The sequence below is a fragment of the Ideonella sp. genome (assembly GCF_041287625.1).
Taxonomy (GTDB): domain Bacteria; phylum Pseudomonadota; class Gammaproteobacteria; order Burkholderiales; family Burkholderiaceae_C; genus Ideonella.
The window spans coordinates 71,256-87,605 of sequence record NZ_JBGGNH010000012.1; the positions used below are offsets into that span (position 1 = coordinate 71,256).

The following is a 16,350-nucleotide window of genomic DNA, read 5'->3' on the forward strand; positions in this document are numbered from 1 at the left end:
AATTCCCCAAATTGGGAATTCCTCTCAATCGAGAGAATAAAGATCAGTGACTCACGGTGCCTGCGGGCAGCCCAGGGACGGCTGGCGCAGCCTCACGCGCCAAGTCGATCAGCGTGCGCCAGTTGTCCAGCGACTGCAGGTGGGCGTAGACCGGGGCCAGCCAGCCCTTGTCGCGCCACTGCGCCAGCGTCTCGGCCGGCAGCTGGTTGAAGCGGGCTTCGTCAATGACCTGGAAGCCGTCCAGGCGCAGGGGGCGGCCGTCGTGCAGCGTGATGTCGGCATGTTTGTCCACCAGCAGGCCGGCGGCGGCCACGGCCTGGCAGAAATCAGCCGTGAGCAGGCGATGGGCCTGGTAGTCGCGGCAGAAGGCCAGCGCGCTGCGCGTCGTCGCGGTGGGTTGGCCTTCGCTGTCGAAGAGCGCGGGCGCATCGGCGCCCACCGCCACGGTGGCGGCCTCGTCAATGCACAGCGTGAGCTCCTGGCGCGCGCTGTCCTCCAGGAAGATGAAGGGGTAGCGGCGCAGGTAGGCCGGCACATGCGGGCCGGCCAGCCAGCGGCCGGCGGTGTCCACGCACAGGTTCTGCCGCGTGCGCAGGCCCAGCACCGCGCTGGCCTGCGGCACGCTGTTGCCGGTGAAGACGATGGGCAGCCGCCGGCCGGCGGCGGCCATCTCTGCCGCCAAAAGAGGTACTGCATTGGCCTCGGCAGCAAAGCCGTAAAGGCCGTTGCCGGCGAAGCCCAGGCCGCTGTGCAGGCCGGGCTGCAGCACCCGGGGCTGGCGGTAGAGCAGCGCCAGCGAGGCTGCGGGTGCGGTGCCTGGCGTCATGGCTTCTTCTTTTCTTCGTCGGTGTTGCCGCTGCCGTTCTCCGCGCCGCTGTTGCCAGGCAGGCCTGGCAGAAGGTTGGGCGAGAGGGCGGCGCTCAGCGTCAGCACCTGCGGCGCCGCGTACACGCCCAGCGCGTTCGGCGCCAGCCCGGCGCTGGTCACCACCTGGGTGAACAGTGCATTGGCGCCCGGCGTGCTCGGCACCACGCTGACCGGCACCGTGGTGGCCACCAGCCGGTTGATGACCTCCACCGGGCCCCACGGCGTGCCATTGACGAAAAACGGCGCATTGACCAGTGCGCTGTCGATCATCGAGGCCACGACCGCGCCGCCCTTTCCATTGATGCGGCCGAAGAGGCTGGCCGAGGTGGCGTCGGTCACCGTCAGGCTGGCGACGTCGATCTGGTGGGCGCTGTTGCCGTCGGCCAGGCCGATCAGCAAGGCGCCGGCCGTGCTGCTGTAGGGCAGGCCGCTGCCGGCCACCGGGCCGTGGCCGGCGGCCAGCGTCAGGTGCGTGGCCGGGCCGCTGAGGCCGCTGATGGTGATCGTGCCTTCGGTTTCGATCAGCGCTTCGCCGCTGGGCAGGCTGGCCGGTGCTGCGAGCGTGATCGGCCCCTTGGCCACCCGCACCGAGGCTGGCAGCACGATGCCTGCGCCGCCGGTCTGCGTGAAGCCGGTGGCAGCCTGCACATTGGCTTGCGAGGCAAAGTTTGCGGTGCCGGCGCTGTCGGTGTTGACCAGCGCGATGGCGCCGCTGGTGGCCGTGACCGCCTGGGCGAAGCTCAGGCTGCCGCTGCTCAGGTTCAGGCCGCCTGCGCCATCGGCGGTCAGCGTGCCGAGGAAGCGGGTCAGCCCACCGGTGTTGACGCTGACCTGGTCGGCATGCACGTTGCCGGAGAAATCCAGCGTGGTGCCGGCATGCACCGTCAGCGCGCCCAGCACGCTGCTGGCACCCACCGCGCCGCCCAGCGCAATCGCGCCTGCGTCGCTGGCCAGCGTCAGGTTGGCGTGGCTGGCGCTGTCCACGGTTGAGCCCAAGGTCAGCCCGCCCGCGCTGCTGTGCAGCACGGTGTCACCTGCCAGCTGCACGGCACCGGCGTACTGCTGGTCGCCCAGCGTGGTGACGTCGCCACCCAGTGCGCTGCTGCCGCTGACGGCCAGGCCGGCCAGCGCCTGCTGAGCGCCCAGTGTGCCGAGGCTGGCGTCGCCCACGATGTTCAGTTGGTGCGCGCCATCGGCGCCGGCGGCCAGGCTCACGCTGCTGCCGGTCAGCGTGGTGTCGGCGCCCAGCACGGCGCGCTCGCCCCAGCTTTGCGTGCCGGTGGTGTTGACCGAGCCGCCGTTCAGCGCCAGCGTGCCGGCCGCGTCGGTGCTCACCGAAGCTGCCTGCACGGCGCCGCCCAGCGTGGTGGCGCCGCTGCTGTCCAGCTGCAGCGCGCCCAGGCGGGTGGTCTGGCCGACCGGGCCGGCCAGCGTGATCGCGCCGCTGCCGGTGCTGATGCTCAGCGCATGCGCGCCGTCCACGCTGCCGGCAAAGCTCACCGTGCCGTTGTCCGTGGTGATGCGCGTGTCGGCTGCCAGCGTGGTGGCGCCGCTGACTGCCAGGCCGGCAAGTGCCTGCTGCGCGCCCAGCGTGCCGAGCACCGCGTCACCGGCAATGCTCAGCTGGTGCGCGCCATCGGCGCCGGCTGCCAGGTTGATGCTGCTGCCGGTGAGCGTGGTGTCGGCGCCCAGCACCGCGCGCTCGCCGTAGCTTTGTGCGCCGGTGGTGCTCACCGCGCCGCCATTCAGCGCCAGCGTGCCGGCTGCGTCGGTGCTCAGCGAGGCGGCCTGCACGCTGCTGGCGAAGGTGGTGGCGCCGCTGCTGTTGACCGTCAGCGCGCCCAGGCCGGTGGTCTGGCCGACGGCGCCGGCAAAGCTTGCGTCGCCGCTGCCGGCGTTGACCGTCAGCGCCTGCGTGCCGTTGACGCTGCTGTCAAAGGCCACGCCTTGTCCGCTCAGCGTGCTGTCCGAGGCCAGCGTCACTGCGCCGGCATAGTGCTGCGCGCCGCTGGTGCTGACATTGCCGCCCAGCTGCGCTGCGCCGTTGACCGTCAGCGAGCTCAGCGCGGTGTTGCCACCCACGCTGGCCAGCGTCGTCAGGCCGGTGCCGGCATCGACCGTCAGCGCATGCGCACCGTCCAGGCTGCCGGCAAAGCTGACCGCGCCGTTGTTCGTGGCGATGCTCGTGTCGGCCGACAAGGTGGTGGCGCCGCTGACCGACAGCGAGGCCAGGTTGGCCAGGTCGCCGCCCAGGCTCACGCTGCTGCCTTGCAGGTGGGCTGCGAAGCCGCCTGCGGTCAGCGTGCCGTCCAGCACCAGCGCGCCGTTGCCAGCCAGCAGGCTGCGGTTGCCGGCCAGCGTGGTGCCGCCGTGCAGCGCAATCGCGCTGCCGCTGAGGTCGCCGTTCAGCGTGGTGGCGCCGGTGTAGCTTTGTGCGCCGCTGCTGCTCACGCCTTGCACGCTGATGTGCTGGCCTTGCAGCGTCACGTTGCCGGCCTGCGTGATCGCATGGGCCACGCTCACGTCGCCGCCGGTGCTGGTGAGCGACAGGCTGCCGCCGTTGCCCGCCGAGAGACCCGTGGCGCTGGTGATGTTGCCGCTGCCGGCCACCGAGATGCTGCCGTCGGCGGTGCTGAGCTGGCCCAGCGTGACCGCAGCGGTCGGCGCCAGCCAGATGTCGCCCGTGCCGCTGACCTGGGCCGAGACCAGCGCGGCGCTGGTGCCGAAGGTTTGGCCGGCGCTGCCAATGCCGCTGGCGCTGGCGAGGTTCAGCGCGTGGCTGGTCAGCGTGGCCGCGCCGCCGGTCAATGCGCCGTGGCTGGCCGTCAGGTTGATCGTGCCGTTGCTGCCGGCGTTCACCGTGGCCACCGTCAGGTCGCCATTGCCGGCCGTCAGCGAGACGGTGCGGCTGGCGCCGCCGGCCACGACCGAGCTGGCGCTCAGGCCGTTGCTGCTGCTGGCGCTGATGTCGCCGTTGGCCGTGGCCAACGTGGTGCTGGCCAGCGTGCCGGTGTTGTTGACCGTCAGCGCGCCGGTGCCGGTGAGCTGCGCGTCCAGGCTGCCGACGGCGGTCGTCAGCTGCGTGCTGCCGCCGGCCGAGCCGCTGCGCAGCACCAGGCTGTTGGCGTTGACCTGCAGGTTGCGGCCGTTGCCGGAGGTGATGACGTCGGTCGTGCCGCTCAGGCGCACCGCGCCGGTGGTGGTGATGGCGGAGGTTGGCAACACCAGCGTGCCGCCCGCCGTCAGCGCCAGGTTGCCGCCTGAAAGCTGGATGCCGGCGCTGGCGTCCAGGTCGCCTGCGGTGGCCACGTAGGCCGAGCTGCCGCTGCCCAGCGACAGCGCGCTGCCGCCCAGGCTCAGCGTGCCGGTGCCGAGGTTGCTGACCGAGACCACGCGGTTGCTGCCGGTGGTGCCCAGCGCGCTGAGGCTGCCGACATCGAGCTTCACCGGCGAGCCGGCGCCGGTGGCCAGGTTGCTCACTGCGCCAACGTCGCCGCCGGCCAGCAGGCTGGCGCTGTGGCCGCTGACTTGCGTGCCGCTGCCGCTGGCCAGGATGGACCCGGCCGACGACAGGCTGACCGTGCCGTGGTTGGCGCCAGCCGAAACGTTGACCAACGTCAGGTCGCCGCTGCTGGTGCTGATGCTGACGTCGTTGCCGCTGGCGTCGCTTTGTGCGGCCACCAGCGTGGCGGTGGTCGGGCCGGTGGTGGTGAGGGCCACCGCGCCGTTGCTGGCGACGATGGAACTCAGCGTCACGCCGCTGGCGTTGTCGTCGTCGATGTAGATGCCGTTGGCACTGCTGGCGCTCAGCGTGCCGGCGGTCGTCTGCAGGCTTTGCGCAGCGCTGCCCACACCGGCGGTGCCGGTCAGGCTGACGCTGCCGCCGGCCACGCGGGTGTTGCGGTTGCCGTCGTCCTGCACCGAGCTGCCAGCGCCGGTGGCGCTCACGGTGACCGCGCCGCTGCCGGCATTCACGTTGCCGAGGATCAGTTCGGTGCCGGCGGTGCTGGTGGTGACCGAGATCGCGCCGCCGCTGGAGCGGGCGTTGGCCAGCAGCAGGTCGGCCGAGCTGGTGATGTTGATCGCGCCGCCGTTCGAGTCCACCGACGACAGCACCGAGGGCGCCGCCGCGTTGAGGTAGATCGCGCCGCCGCCGCTGCTCACCTGCACCCGCTGGCCGCTGGCGGCCATGCGGTTGCTGCTGTCGCCCACGCCGGTGGCGCCGTGCAGGCTGACGTCGAAGCCTTCGACCAGCACGCCCGAGGTGGCGATGATCTTGCCGGCATTGGCCGACAGGTCCACCGCGTTGAAGCGCGCATTGCTGCCGCCCGAGACGCTGCCCACGGTGATGTCGCCAGCGCTGGCGGTGACGGTGATGTCATTGCCCAGCGCGTCGGTGTCCGAGCTCATTGCGCTCAGCTTGATGTTGCCGGCCGCGGTGACCTGGGTCGCGCCGTTGTGCACCGCCGTGGTCAGGCCGCCGTTCAGCGTGCCGGTGCTGCTCAGGTAGAGCGAGCCGGTGCCGGTGACGCTGGCGCTGATGGCATTGCCGGCAGAGCCGTTGACCAGCACCGGCGCGAGCTCGGTGCCAATGCCGTTGGCCGCGCTCAGCGTGATGGCCGCGCTGGACGATCCGCCGGCCAGCGTGGCGCTGCCGGCCAGGATGCTGCCGGCGCTGGCGGTCAGGCTCAGCGTCTTGTTGCTGCCGTAGCTCAGGCTGCCCAGCGTCAGGTCGCCGCTGCTGGCGGTCACCGCCAGATCGCCCGAGGTGCTGAGGCTGCCCAGGCTCAGCGAGCCGGCCTGGCGCAGGAACAGGCCGCCGGTGCCGCTGCTGGCCGTCACGCTGCCCACCGCCAGGCCCAGCGTGCTGCCGCTGCTGCCGATGTGGCTGCTGCTGCCGTAGGACTGCAGCGTCAGGTTGCCGGCGGTGATCAGCGAGCTGCCGTTGATGGCGTCGATGTTGCCGTCGCCGCTGCTCAGGTAAGCCTGCAGCAGCACCGCGCCGCTGCCGGCGTTCAGGCTGCCGATGCTCAGCGAGCCAATGCCCAGGTAGCTGAAGTCCACGCCGGTGCTGTCGTTCAGCGTGTTCAGCGTGGTGAGGTTGCCGCTGTCGCTGGCGCTGAAGCTCAGGCCGCTGGCGATCACGCTCAGCGTGCCGCTGCTGCCGGTGCCGGTGTAGTTGGTGCGGTCGATGACCAGCGTGCTCAGGTCGGCCGCGTCGGTCACGTAGATGCTGCCGGGCGTGTTGAGCGTGAGCTGCGGCGTGTTGAGGTTCAAGCGCGTGCCGCTGCTGCCAATGCCGTTGCCGGTGCCATAGCGGGCCGACAGGTCCACGCTGGTGCCGGTGATGGTGTTGCTGCCGTTGATGCCGGTGATGCTGCCTTGGGACGAGCTCATGGTCACCGCGCCGCCGCTGGTGACGTTGCCCAGCGACAGCGTGTAGCCGCTGCTGAGCGTGACGGCCGCCGGTGCCGTCACCGAGCTGGCCGCCAGGTTGTAGCTCTCGCTGATGGCGATGCTGCCGCTGGCGCCGTGCGCTGCGCTGGCCGAAGCCGTCAGCGTGGTGGTGCCGCCGCCATTGGCCGACAGGCCGACGGCGCTGGTGCTGCCGATGGAGCCGCTTGCGGTCAGTGCCACCGAGGTGGTGTTGTAGATCGAGCCGCTGAGGATGGAGCCGCCCTGGTTGTTGATGCTGACGGCGTTGCCGCCGGCATTGATCGAGCCCAGCGCGATGTCGCCCACGTCGTTGGCCAGGTTGAAGCCACCGGTGCTGCTGATGCTGCCCAGCGTGGTGCGGCCATGCAGCGCCAGGTTCACGCCGCCGCCCTGCGCGGTGGCGCTGACGCTGTTGACGGTCGCGTCGATGGCATTGCCGCTGCCGGTGGCGCCCACGGCGCCGCCATAGCTCACCATGCTCAGCGAGGCCGCCTGCACCTGGGTGTTGGGGTCGCCATCGCCGAGGATGCCGCCGCTGCCGGTGCCGGTCAGCGCGACCGTGCCGGTGCTGCCGAGGTCCAGGTTGCCGACCTGCATCGCCCGGTCGCTGGTGAAGCTGAAGGCCAGGCCAAGGGTGTCGTCCAGGCTGGTCAGCGCGGTGCCGGTCACGCTGTCGGTGGCGCTGAAGAGCTGGTAGGCCGCGCCGGTGATGGGGGTCGAGACGATGCTGTAGCTGCCGCCGTAGCCCACCGGGTGCGTGGTGCTGATGGCCAGCCGGTCGATGTGGGTGTCGGACTCGATGTTCAGCGCGCCGGTCGGGCTCAGGCTGACCAGCGGTGCCGTCAGGTGGATCGGGTTGCCCACGCTGCCGATGGCGCCGCCATTGCTGGCATAGAAGGCGGCGCTGCCGGCGGTGATGCGGTGGCTGCTGTCGGCGTCGCCGAGGATGTCGCCGCTGCTGGTCAGGCTCACGGTGCCGGAGGCGGTCACATCGACCACGTCCACCGCCTGGTCGCGCCGGGTGTTCAGTGCGAAGTTCAGGCCGGTGCTGTCGGCCAGGTTGTTGAGGTGGGTGATGCCGTTGTCGCTGATGTCGAAGCTCAGCGAAGGCGCCGTCACCTGGTAGACCGGCGCCGTGCCGCCAGCGGTCTGCGAGCTGGTCAGCGACAGGCTGCTCAGGTCCTGCGCGTTGTCGGCAAAGGCATTCGCGCCGGTGATGATGGCCAGGCCCAGCGCATCGGTCTGCATGCGGGTGCCGCTGCCGCCGGCCGCACCCACCGAGCCGCCAGCCGACAGCGTGATGCTGCTGGCGGTCAGCAGGCTGCTGCCGTCGTTGGTGATGGCGGTGGTGCTGCCGGTGCTGTAGAGCCCCAGTGCGCGCCCGGCCTGGGCGTTGACGCTGCCCAGGCTCAAGGCCACGTCGGTGCTCAGCGTGAAGTCCAGGCCGCTGCTGTCGAGCAGGTTGGCCAGGTGGTACTGGTTGCCGCTGCCGTTGTCGCTCAGGTTCAGCGTCAGCCGCGGTGCGGTCACCGCGATGGTGTTCTGCACGCCTGGCGTGGCGTGCGTGGAGGTCATCGCCAGCGCATACAGGTCGGACGCATTGGCCACGTCGATGTTGCCGCGCGCCACCAGCGTCAGCCGGCGCACGTCGGTCAGCAGCGTGCCGCTGGCGCCGATGGACTGGTTGGCGCTGAGCTTCAGCGTGGGCGTGCTGAACAGGCCGCCGCTGCCCTGCAGCAGCGAGCCGCTGGTGGTCGCCACGTCGGCCGAACTGCCCACGGTGTTGGCCAGCAGGCTGAGGCTGCCGTTGTTCGAGAGGTACAGCGTGGAGCTGAGGCTGCTGGCCAGCGTGCTGGCTGCCGTGTACAGCGGCGTGCTGCCCTGGTAGCCGAAGGCGCTGCCGCCGTTCAGGCTCAGGTCGCCGGTGGTGATGCTGGGGCTGCCGGCACTGGCGCCGCTGCCGCCCTGGACGTAGCTGCTGCTGTTGAGCGTGACCTTGCCGCCGGAGCCGGTGTTGACGCTGCTGGCGGTGATCACGCGGTCGGCCTTGAGCGCCAGGTCCAGGCCGCTCTGCGCGATGTTGGTCAGCTGGAAGGCGTTGTTGCCGGTGGTGTCGCTGATGCTGAAGGTCAGCCCGGTCGAGCTGATGGCGTAGCTGTGCGTGCTGCTGCCGCTGGTGTTGTGGCGCGCATCCAGGTTCAGGCTGGTCAGCGTGGTGCTGTTGGAGACACTGACATTGCCACCGGAGGCGATGCTCAGGTTCTTGGTGCTGGTGCTCAGCGTCGCGCCTGCGCCCACACCGCCGTTGTAGCCCGTGGCCGACAGCGTGATGGTGCCGCCGGTCAAGCTGCCGCTGCTGCGGTTGATCTGGGCGTTGGTGCCAGTGGGCGCGCTGCGCGAGGTCAGCGAGATCGATCCCGTGGTGCTGGTGCCGGCGTCGATGGTGGCCACGCTCAGTGCCCGGTCCACGCTGTAGCTGAAGTCCATCGCGCCGGAGACGGCCATCCCCAGGCTTTGCGTGTTGCCGTCGGTGACCGCGAAACTGTTGAGGTTGCCGGCGGTCACGTCATAGCCGAACGTGGCAGCGGTGCCGTGCGTCAGCGTCATGTCCAGCTTGGTGAGGTTCTGCGCGTCGTCGAGGTAGACGTTGGCGCTGCCGTTCAGGATCACGGTGGGCGAGTCGACACGCAAGGCCGTGCCGCTGCTGCCAATCGAGCCGCCGCCTGCGGTGCTGGAGGTGGCCGTCAGCAGCACGCGGTTGCCGGCAATGGTGCCGCTGCCGCTGTTGCTGCTGATGTTGCTGTTGGCACCGCCGCCGCTGGTGGCGAGCGTCACGTCGCCGGTGGCGGTGATGGCGCCGACCTCGATGTTCTTGCGCGTGCTGAAACTGGTGCTGGCCAGCGCGGTGCCGCTGAAGTCCAGGCTCTGGGTCGTGCCGCTGTCGGTGATGCCAAAGGTCTGGCCAGCAGCGGTGATGTCGAACACGCTGGCGGTGCCGGCGGCAGTGGTGGTGTTGGTGCTGATGAGGTTCAGGTCGGTCAGCGTGCTGTCGTCTGCAATGTAGACGTTGCGGCCGGCGCTGGCGTTCAGCACCGTGGTGCCCTGCAGCGCGATGGCGCTGGTGCTCGTGCCGATGGAATAGGCGCTGCCGGCGGTGAGGCCCACGGTGCCGGCGGCGATGTAGGAACCGTAGACCGCGTCGTTGCCGATGTCGGTGGTCGAAGTGAGCGTGGCCGAGCCGGCGGCGCCCAGGTCGAGCTGGCCGACCTTGACGCTGCGCTGGCCGCTGAAGCTGAAGGCCAGCGGCGTGCTGCTGCTGACCTGCTGCAGGTCGTGGCTGCCGGCGTCCTCGGTGATCAGCACGCTCTGGCCCGCGGCCGTGCCGATGCTGATCGTGCCCGCAGAGCTGGCCGAGCGCGTGAGGCTCAGCGTGTCCAGCGTGGTGCTGTCGTTCACCGCCACGTCGGCCTTGGCCGTGACCAGCAGCTTGGGCGTGGCAACGTTCAGCGCCGCACTGCTGCTGCCCACGCTGCCGGCCGCCGCCGCCAGTGTGACCTGGCTGCCGCTGAGGCCGGTGCCGGTGTTGGCATCGTCCAGGACGCTGCCGCTGCTGGCGGTGACGGCGATCGCGCCCGGCGCGCTCAGCGTGCCCAGGCTCACGTCGCCGCTGGTCTGGGTGTGGGTGATGCCACCGCTGCTGGTGGCCACGCTGGCCAGCAGCAGCGCGCCGCTGTCGCGCAGGAAGACGTCGCTGCCGGCGCTGGCATTGAGCGTGCTGCCGGCGGTGCTGGTCAGCATCAGCGGTGCGCTGCTGGTGCCGATGCCCTTGGCGGCGTTCAGCGTCAGGCTGCCGGTGCCAAAGCCGATGCTGTAACCGCTGGGGCTGTAGATCCCGCCCTGCGCCGAGGTGAGGCTCACCGCCTGGTTGGTCGCGGTGAGGTAGCCGCCGAGCGAAACGTCGCCTTCGAGCGCGTTGATCACCACCGGGCCGGTGGCGGTGATGGTGCCGAGGGTCAGCGTGCTGGTGGTGTTGGTGCTGCCGGTGGGCATGGGCACTTCGACATACACGCCGCCGGCCGTGGCGCTGGCGGCCAGCGTGCCGGTGACCACGTCCATGTGGTCGCTGCCGCTGGCGCCGACGGCGCTGCCGGCTAGCGTGGTGCTGTTGGCCAGCACGCGGGTGCTCTTGTCGCCGTCGTCCTTGATCGCGCCGCCGGTGGAGGTGAAGCGTGCCGTGCCGGTGTTGGTCAGGTTGACCGTGCCCAGCGTGATGTCGCGGTCGCTGGTGAAGCTCAGCGACAGCGAGGAGTTGTCGGTCAGCGTGCTCACCAGGTGGCCCGCCGCAGAGTCGGTGACTGCCAGCTTCAGCGAAGGCGCGGTGATGGCCATGCCGTAGCTGGTGCTCGCGTCCGGGTGCGAGCTGGCGATGGTCAGCGAGCTGAGGTCGGCAATGTCGCTGACGTAGAGGTCGCCGCGGGTGGTCAGCACCAGGCTGCCGGCATTGGCGCCCATCGGGTGCAGCGAGCTGCCAACGTTGCCGGCTGTGGCGCTCAAGCTCAGCGTGCTGCCGGCGGTGATGCGGCTTTTGGCATTGCCGTCGTCCACCAGGTTGCCTTGCGTGGCCGTCAGGCTCACCGAGCCGGCACCCTGCACCTGGCCGATGACGGCGCCCTGGTCGCCGCTGAAAGCCAGCGAGCTCAGTGGTGCGCCCACCAGGCGGTTCAGCGTGTACTGGCTGCCGTTGTCGGTGACGTCGAAAGTCAGGTAGTCGGAGCTGATCTGCAGCGTGTTGACGCTGCCCGGCGTGGTGTGCCGGTTGGTCACGCTGAGGCTGGTCAGCGTCTTGTTGGCGTTGTCCACGTACAGGTCGCCGGTGCTGGTGGCGGCCAGGCCGGTGGCGCTGGTCTGCAGGGCGTGGCTGGCGCTGCCGATGCTGCCGCTGGCGCTGAGCGTTGCCGTGCCGGTGCTGATGCGGGTGGCGCTGTTGCCGTCGTCGAGGATGGCCCCGGCGCTGGCGGTCAGGCTGACCTGGCCGGAAGCCGAGGTGCTGACGTTGCCAACGGTGATGTCGCCGCTGCTGTTGGTCACGCTGACCAGGCTGCTCGGCGTGGCGATGCGGTCCAGCGTGACGGCGCCGGTCTGCGTGATGCTGATGCTGCTGGAGCCTGCCTGCACGTCCAGGTGCGAGGCGGCAGTGCGCACCGAGACGCTGCCGCTGTTGGCGGCGTTCAGCGTCACGGTGTTGCCGGTGATGGTGCCGCTGCTGCCCAAGATCGAGCCGCTTTGCGTGGCCAGGTTCACGTCGCCCAGGCTGCCGGCGTTGACGGTGCCGATGCTCATCGAGCCGGTGCCGGTGGCCGTCACCGTGATGTCGTTGCTGGCCGACGAGGTGCCGGAGCTGAGCGAGCTCAGCGTGCTGCTGCCCCCGACCGTGATGTCGATCGCGCCATTGCCCGAGCTGATGCTGGACAGCACGCTGGACGTGGCCGAGGTGGCGGCGTAGATGCCGCCGGAGGCCGCAGTGGCGCTGAGGGTGCTGGCATTGGTCTGCAGCCGGGTGCCGGCCGAGCCGATGGCGCCGCCGGCGCTGAGCTGCAGCGTGCCGGCGGCGATGCGGGTGGTGGCGTTGCCGTCGTCCAGCAGGCTGCCGCCGCTGGAAGTCAGCGCCAGCGTGGCCGTGCCGGCGTTGACGCTGCCGGCGCTCAGGGTGCCGGTGGCGCTGATGGCCGAGCTGCCGGTGGCGTCCAGCCGGTCCAGCGCCAGCGCGCCGGTGTTGGCGACAAACGCGCCGCCGCTGCCGGCGCTGGCCACCAGGTGGCCGGTGCTGGTGTTGATGGCCTGGCCGCTGGTGCCGACGGCACCGTTGTTGCCGTTGCTGCCCTGCGCGGTGAGCGTGACGCTGCCGGCCGTCAGCGCGGTGCCGGCCGTGCCGGTGAGGTTGCCGCCGGTGCTGCGCAGGTCCAGCGTGCCAGCGCCGACGTTGAGCGTGCCGAGTTGCAGCGACCGGTCCGACGCGAGGCCAAGGTTCAGGCCTGCGCTCTGGCTGACCTGGGTGACGCCGAGGCTGGCGCCATCGGTCATCTGCAGCAGCAGGTTGGGCGCGCTGACCTGGTAGGCGTTGGCGGCGCCGGGCGCCACATGGTTGGCGGTGAGCGAGAGGCTGGCGAGTTGCGTGTCGCTGCCGGCCACGATGTCGCCACCCGAGGCCAGCGTGAGGTTCCCGGTGTGGGTGTTGATGGCGTTGCCGCTGGCGCCGATGGCGCCGCCTGCCGCGCTGAGGGTGACCGCGCTGCCGCTGAGCAGCGGCGTGCTGCTCGCGGCGTTGCGGATCGAGCCCACCGTGCTCTGCACCGTGACCGCGCCGCTGCCGGCGTTGATCGCGCCGGCGAGTTGCACGTCGCCGGTGGCGTTCAGCGTGATCGCGCCGCCGTTGCTGGTCAGCTTGCCGATGTTGCTCAGCGTGCTGCCAATGCCGAAGGCTTCCAGCGTGATGCTGCCGCCTTGCGTGCGCAGCTCGGTGCTGGGGTCGATGAACTGGATGCCGCCGTTCTGCGTGGACTGCAGGCTCACGCTGTGGCCCGCGGTGGTGGCGAAGTTGATCAGGTGGTTCGCCATCGCGTCCACGGTGATCTGGCCGGTGGCCTGCAGCGTGATGTTGCTGCTGCCCGAAAGGCTTTCGAGCAGGCCGCGCGAGACGGTGTTCAGCGTGTTGCCGCTGCCCTGGTTGGCATCGCCCGCGGCGACCGTTGCGTCGGTGGCATTGCCGTCCTGGCTGCCGCCGGAGGCCGTGTCGGTGATGCGCAGGTCGGTCGGGTCCAGCAGCAGGTTGCCGGTGGCGCCGTGCGTGGCGCGCAGGTCCACGTGGCCGGTCAGGCCGATGTTCTTCTGGCTGGAGATTTCGGCAAAGCCGCCGTTGCCGCCGGCCTCGCCGCCACGCGCCGAGATGCCGCCGTCGAACACCGTCGTGTCGGCCGACCAGGCGGTGATGCTGCCGCCGTCGCCGCGCGCGAGTGCGTCTGCCTTCAGGCTGGCGCCGGCTTCGACGGTGGTGGTGTTGCTCTTGCCGGCGTAGCCGCTGGCGCGGCCCCGGCTGCCCAGCGCGATCTCGCCGCCGCCGGCCTGGCCGGACACATCCAGCACGGCGCCGGCAACGACGCGCACCGCCTCGCCGGTGACGGTCACATGCCCGCCGGTCTGGCCGGTGGCTGACACGCTGCCGCCCACCACCACGCCGCCGTGCTCGCCGCCGCCTTGCCCACCAGACAGCACAATGCGTCCGCCCTGGCTGCCAACGGTGGTCGCGGCAATCACACCGCTGGTGTTGATGACGTTGTCGATCACGCCCTGCACCGCGTTGGCCGCCAGCAGCACGCTGCCGCCGTCGGCGCGGATCACGCCGGTGTTGCTGACCAGTGCCGCGACCGGCTGGCCGTTGGCGTCCACGGGGTGTTGCGTGACGGCCGAGCCCGCGCTGAAGCTCAGCAAACCGTCGCCCTGGAAGTCCAGCGTGAAGCGCTCGGCACCGGCCAATGCGATGCGGCCCAGGCGGGCCTGGATCACGCCGCTGTTCTGCACGCTGGGGGCGACCAGCGCGGCCAGGCCGCTGTCCTTGATGCTGATCTGGCCGGCGTTGACGATGCCGCCGGTGGCCAGCGGCGAGGGCGTGTTGAAGTTGAAGCGGCCGGCGAGGAAGTCGCGGTCGCTGATGTTCGAGGTGGTGGCCACCAGGCCGCCCACATCCACCCGCGAACCGGCGCCGAACACGATGCCGTTCGGGTTCACCAGCATCACGGTGCCGGTGGCATTGAGCTGGCCGAAGATCGCGCTCGGGTCATTGCCCAGCACGCGGTTCAGCGTCACGCTTTTCAGCGAAGGCTGGATGAAGTTGACCGTCTCGCCAGCGCCGATGTTGAAGCTGTCCCAGTTGATGATGGCCTTGCTGCTGCTCTGCTGGATGTCCAGCGTGGCCGGCACGCTGCTGACGATCTGCACATTGCCGGCCACCACCTGCGCGCCGGTCGGGTTGGCCAGCGCCAGGCCTGGCGAGGCGGCAGCGCCGGCCAGCAGCGCCAGCTGCGTGAAGGCCACGCCGTGGCCGCGGTTCAGGTGCCAGCGCAAGGCGCGGCGCACGCGGCGGGGCAGGCGAACGAACAGCAGGTCGCGGGCAAAGCGGGCACGCGCGGCGGGGGCGCGGGGAGTCAGGGTGCGGTGGGTCATGGAGGAACCTGCTGGATGTTCAGAACTGGGCGCTGAGGGTGGCGAACACGCGGGCGTTGCGGTTGCCCTCGGTTCGCACTTCCGTGCGGAAGGGTTTGGCCACTTCGAGTGCCGCCATCACACCGGGCAGCAGGTTGGCGCGAGCGCCGAGGCCCCAGGAGGCGAGCGCGTGAGGCCCGCTGATGGGGTTGCCGTGGGACGTGGCGCGCAGCCGGCCGCCGTCCATGAAGCTGTAGACCTGGGCGCCGTTGGGCAGCGCTGGCATGTCCGGGCTGTAGCGCAGTTCCAGCGCAGCCGCCACGCCCTGGTCGGCGGCGATCTCGCCGTCGTTGTAGGCGCGGCCGAAGCTGGCGCCGCCCAATGCCATTTCCTCGCTGGCCAGCAAGGCCTGCGGCGTCCATTGCGCGGCCATCGTGGCCTGCAGGCTGGTGCGGGCACCGAGCTGCTGCAGCCGCGTCAGTTCGGCGGTCAGCTTGAAGAAGTCGCTGCGGCCGTTGACGCGCGAGGCGGTGGGCGCGCCGCGCTCGCTGGCGCCCGCGAAGTCCAGGCCCTTGTGCAGCGTGACGCGGGCGGCGGTGATGCCGTCCCAGGCGTCGGTGAGGTCGTAGCTCAGGCCCACGCGCAGGATGCGCAGGCGGTCGCGGGTGAACGCGGTGCCGGCGATGTCGGTGTCCACGTTGCGGGCCTCGAACTGGCCCACCAGGCGCAGGTTCTCCAGCCGCGAGCGGATCACCGGCTGCGTCACCGTCGCCTGGCCCGAGGCAACCTTGCTGCGAACGTCCAGCGGGTCCAGTTCCCGCCCGGGGTGCGAGCGAGCCAGCGAGGCGCCGAGGCCGAAGGTGGTGCCGTCGTCCGCCAGCAGCGTGTCCCAGCCGGCGGCCACCGTGTGGCTGCGGTCCGGGTGCAGGGCGCTGTGGGCGCTGAGGGTCAGGCGGTCAGCGTTGCTGCCAATGGCATTCCAGGCCAGCGCGGCGCCGACTTCGCCGCGGCCCAGGTAGGGCGAGGCGCGGTTGTCGATGGAAGCCGAGCCGTCGAAGTCTCGCCTGGCGGTGGTCACGAGCAGTTCCGAGCCGCCCAGCGCGTCGGCCGCGGGCGACAGCGTGGCGCGCACGGTCAGGCCGGGCAGGTCATTGGCCAGCAGCAGCCGGTGCTCGATCTCGGCCACGCTGATGGGCTTCACGTCCTTCAGCGGCGCCAGCAGGCGCCGTACCGCCGCAGCGGCCGAGCCCACGGCCTCGTCGACCACGATGCTGCTGACATGGCCCTCCACCACCTGGATGCGGAACACGCCGTCTTCGATGGTCTGCTGCGGCACGATGACACGCGAGGTGACGTAACCGGCCGTGCGGTAACGCAGCTCCAGCGCCGCCGCAACCTCGAAGGCGCGGGCCACGCTGATGGTCTGGCCCAGCAACTCCGCGTACAGCGCCCGCAGGCTCTCGGCCGGGTAGGCGCTGGCGCCGGTGATGTCCACCCGCTGCAAGGTGAAGCGCAGCTGCTCGGCCCCCTCTGGCGCACGGGTGGCCGGGGCCTGCGGCACTGCGACGGCGGCGCCCGGGGCCTGCGGCACCAACTGCGGCGGTTTCAATGGCTCGCGGCCGGGCTCGGCGCCGGGCGGCAACTGGCTTGGCACGACGACCTGCGACCAGGCTGGCATCAACGGCAGCGCCAAGGCCATGGCGAGCGCCAGCCGGCGCCATTGGAAAACTGCGGTTGCAGGGTGGCGGGCAGGGTGGCGGCAAAGGCTCATTCGATGCGTGGCGGTTGGTACTGCGGGACCGTGGACGGGAAAGGGACGGGAGATCGAGGTCGCCAGGCAGTGTTCGTGTA

Annotated in this window: 3 protein-coding genes; all 3 read right to left on the bottom strand. The window is 70.8% G+C overall.

Annotated elements, in window-relative coordinates; all coding sequences use genetic code 11:
- Positions 1-43 precede the first annotated feature (43 nt).
- The 3 genes from ACAH41_RS03270 to ACAH41_RS03280 are packed head-to-tail and all read right to left on the bottom strand — an operon-like array spanning position 44 to position 16,198.
- Positions 44-826, bottom strand: coding sequence for a SapC family protein (locus ACAH41_RS03270; protein WP_325648053.1), 783 nt, complete (start codon positions 824-826; stop codon positions 44-46).
- Positions 823-14,520, bottom strand: a complete 13,698-nt coding sequence (locus ACAH41_RS03275; RefSeq protein WP_325648054.1) for a filamentous hemagglutinin N-terminal domain-containing protein — start codon at positions 14,518-14,520, stop codon at positions 823-825. Before ACAH41_RS03275 ends, ACAH41_RS03270 begins: the two co-directional genes overlap by 4 nt.
- A gap of 19 nt (positions 14,521-14,539) precedes the next feature.
- Positions 14,540-16,198, bottom strand: coding sequence for a ShlB/FhaC/HecB family hemolysin secretion/activation protein (locus ACAH41_RS03280; RefSeq protein ID WP_325648055.1), 1,659 nt, complete (start codon positions 16,196-16,198; stop codon positions 14,540-14,542).
- Positions 16,199-16,350: the final 152 nt, after the last annotated feature.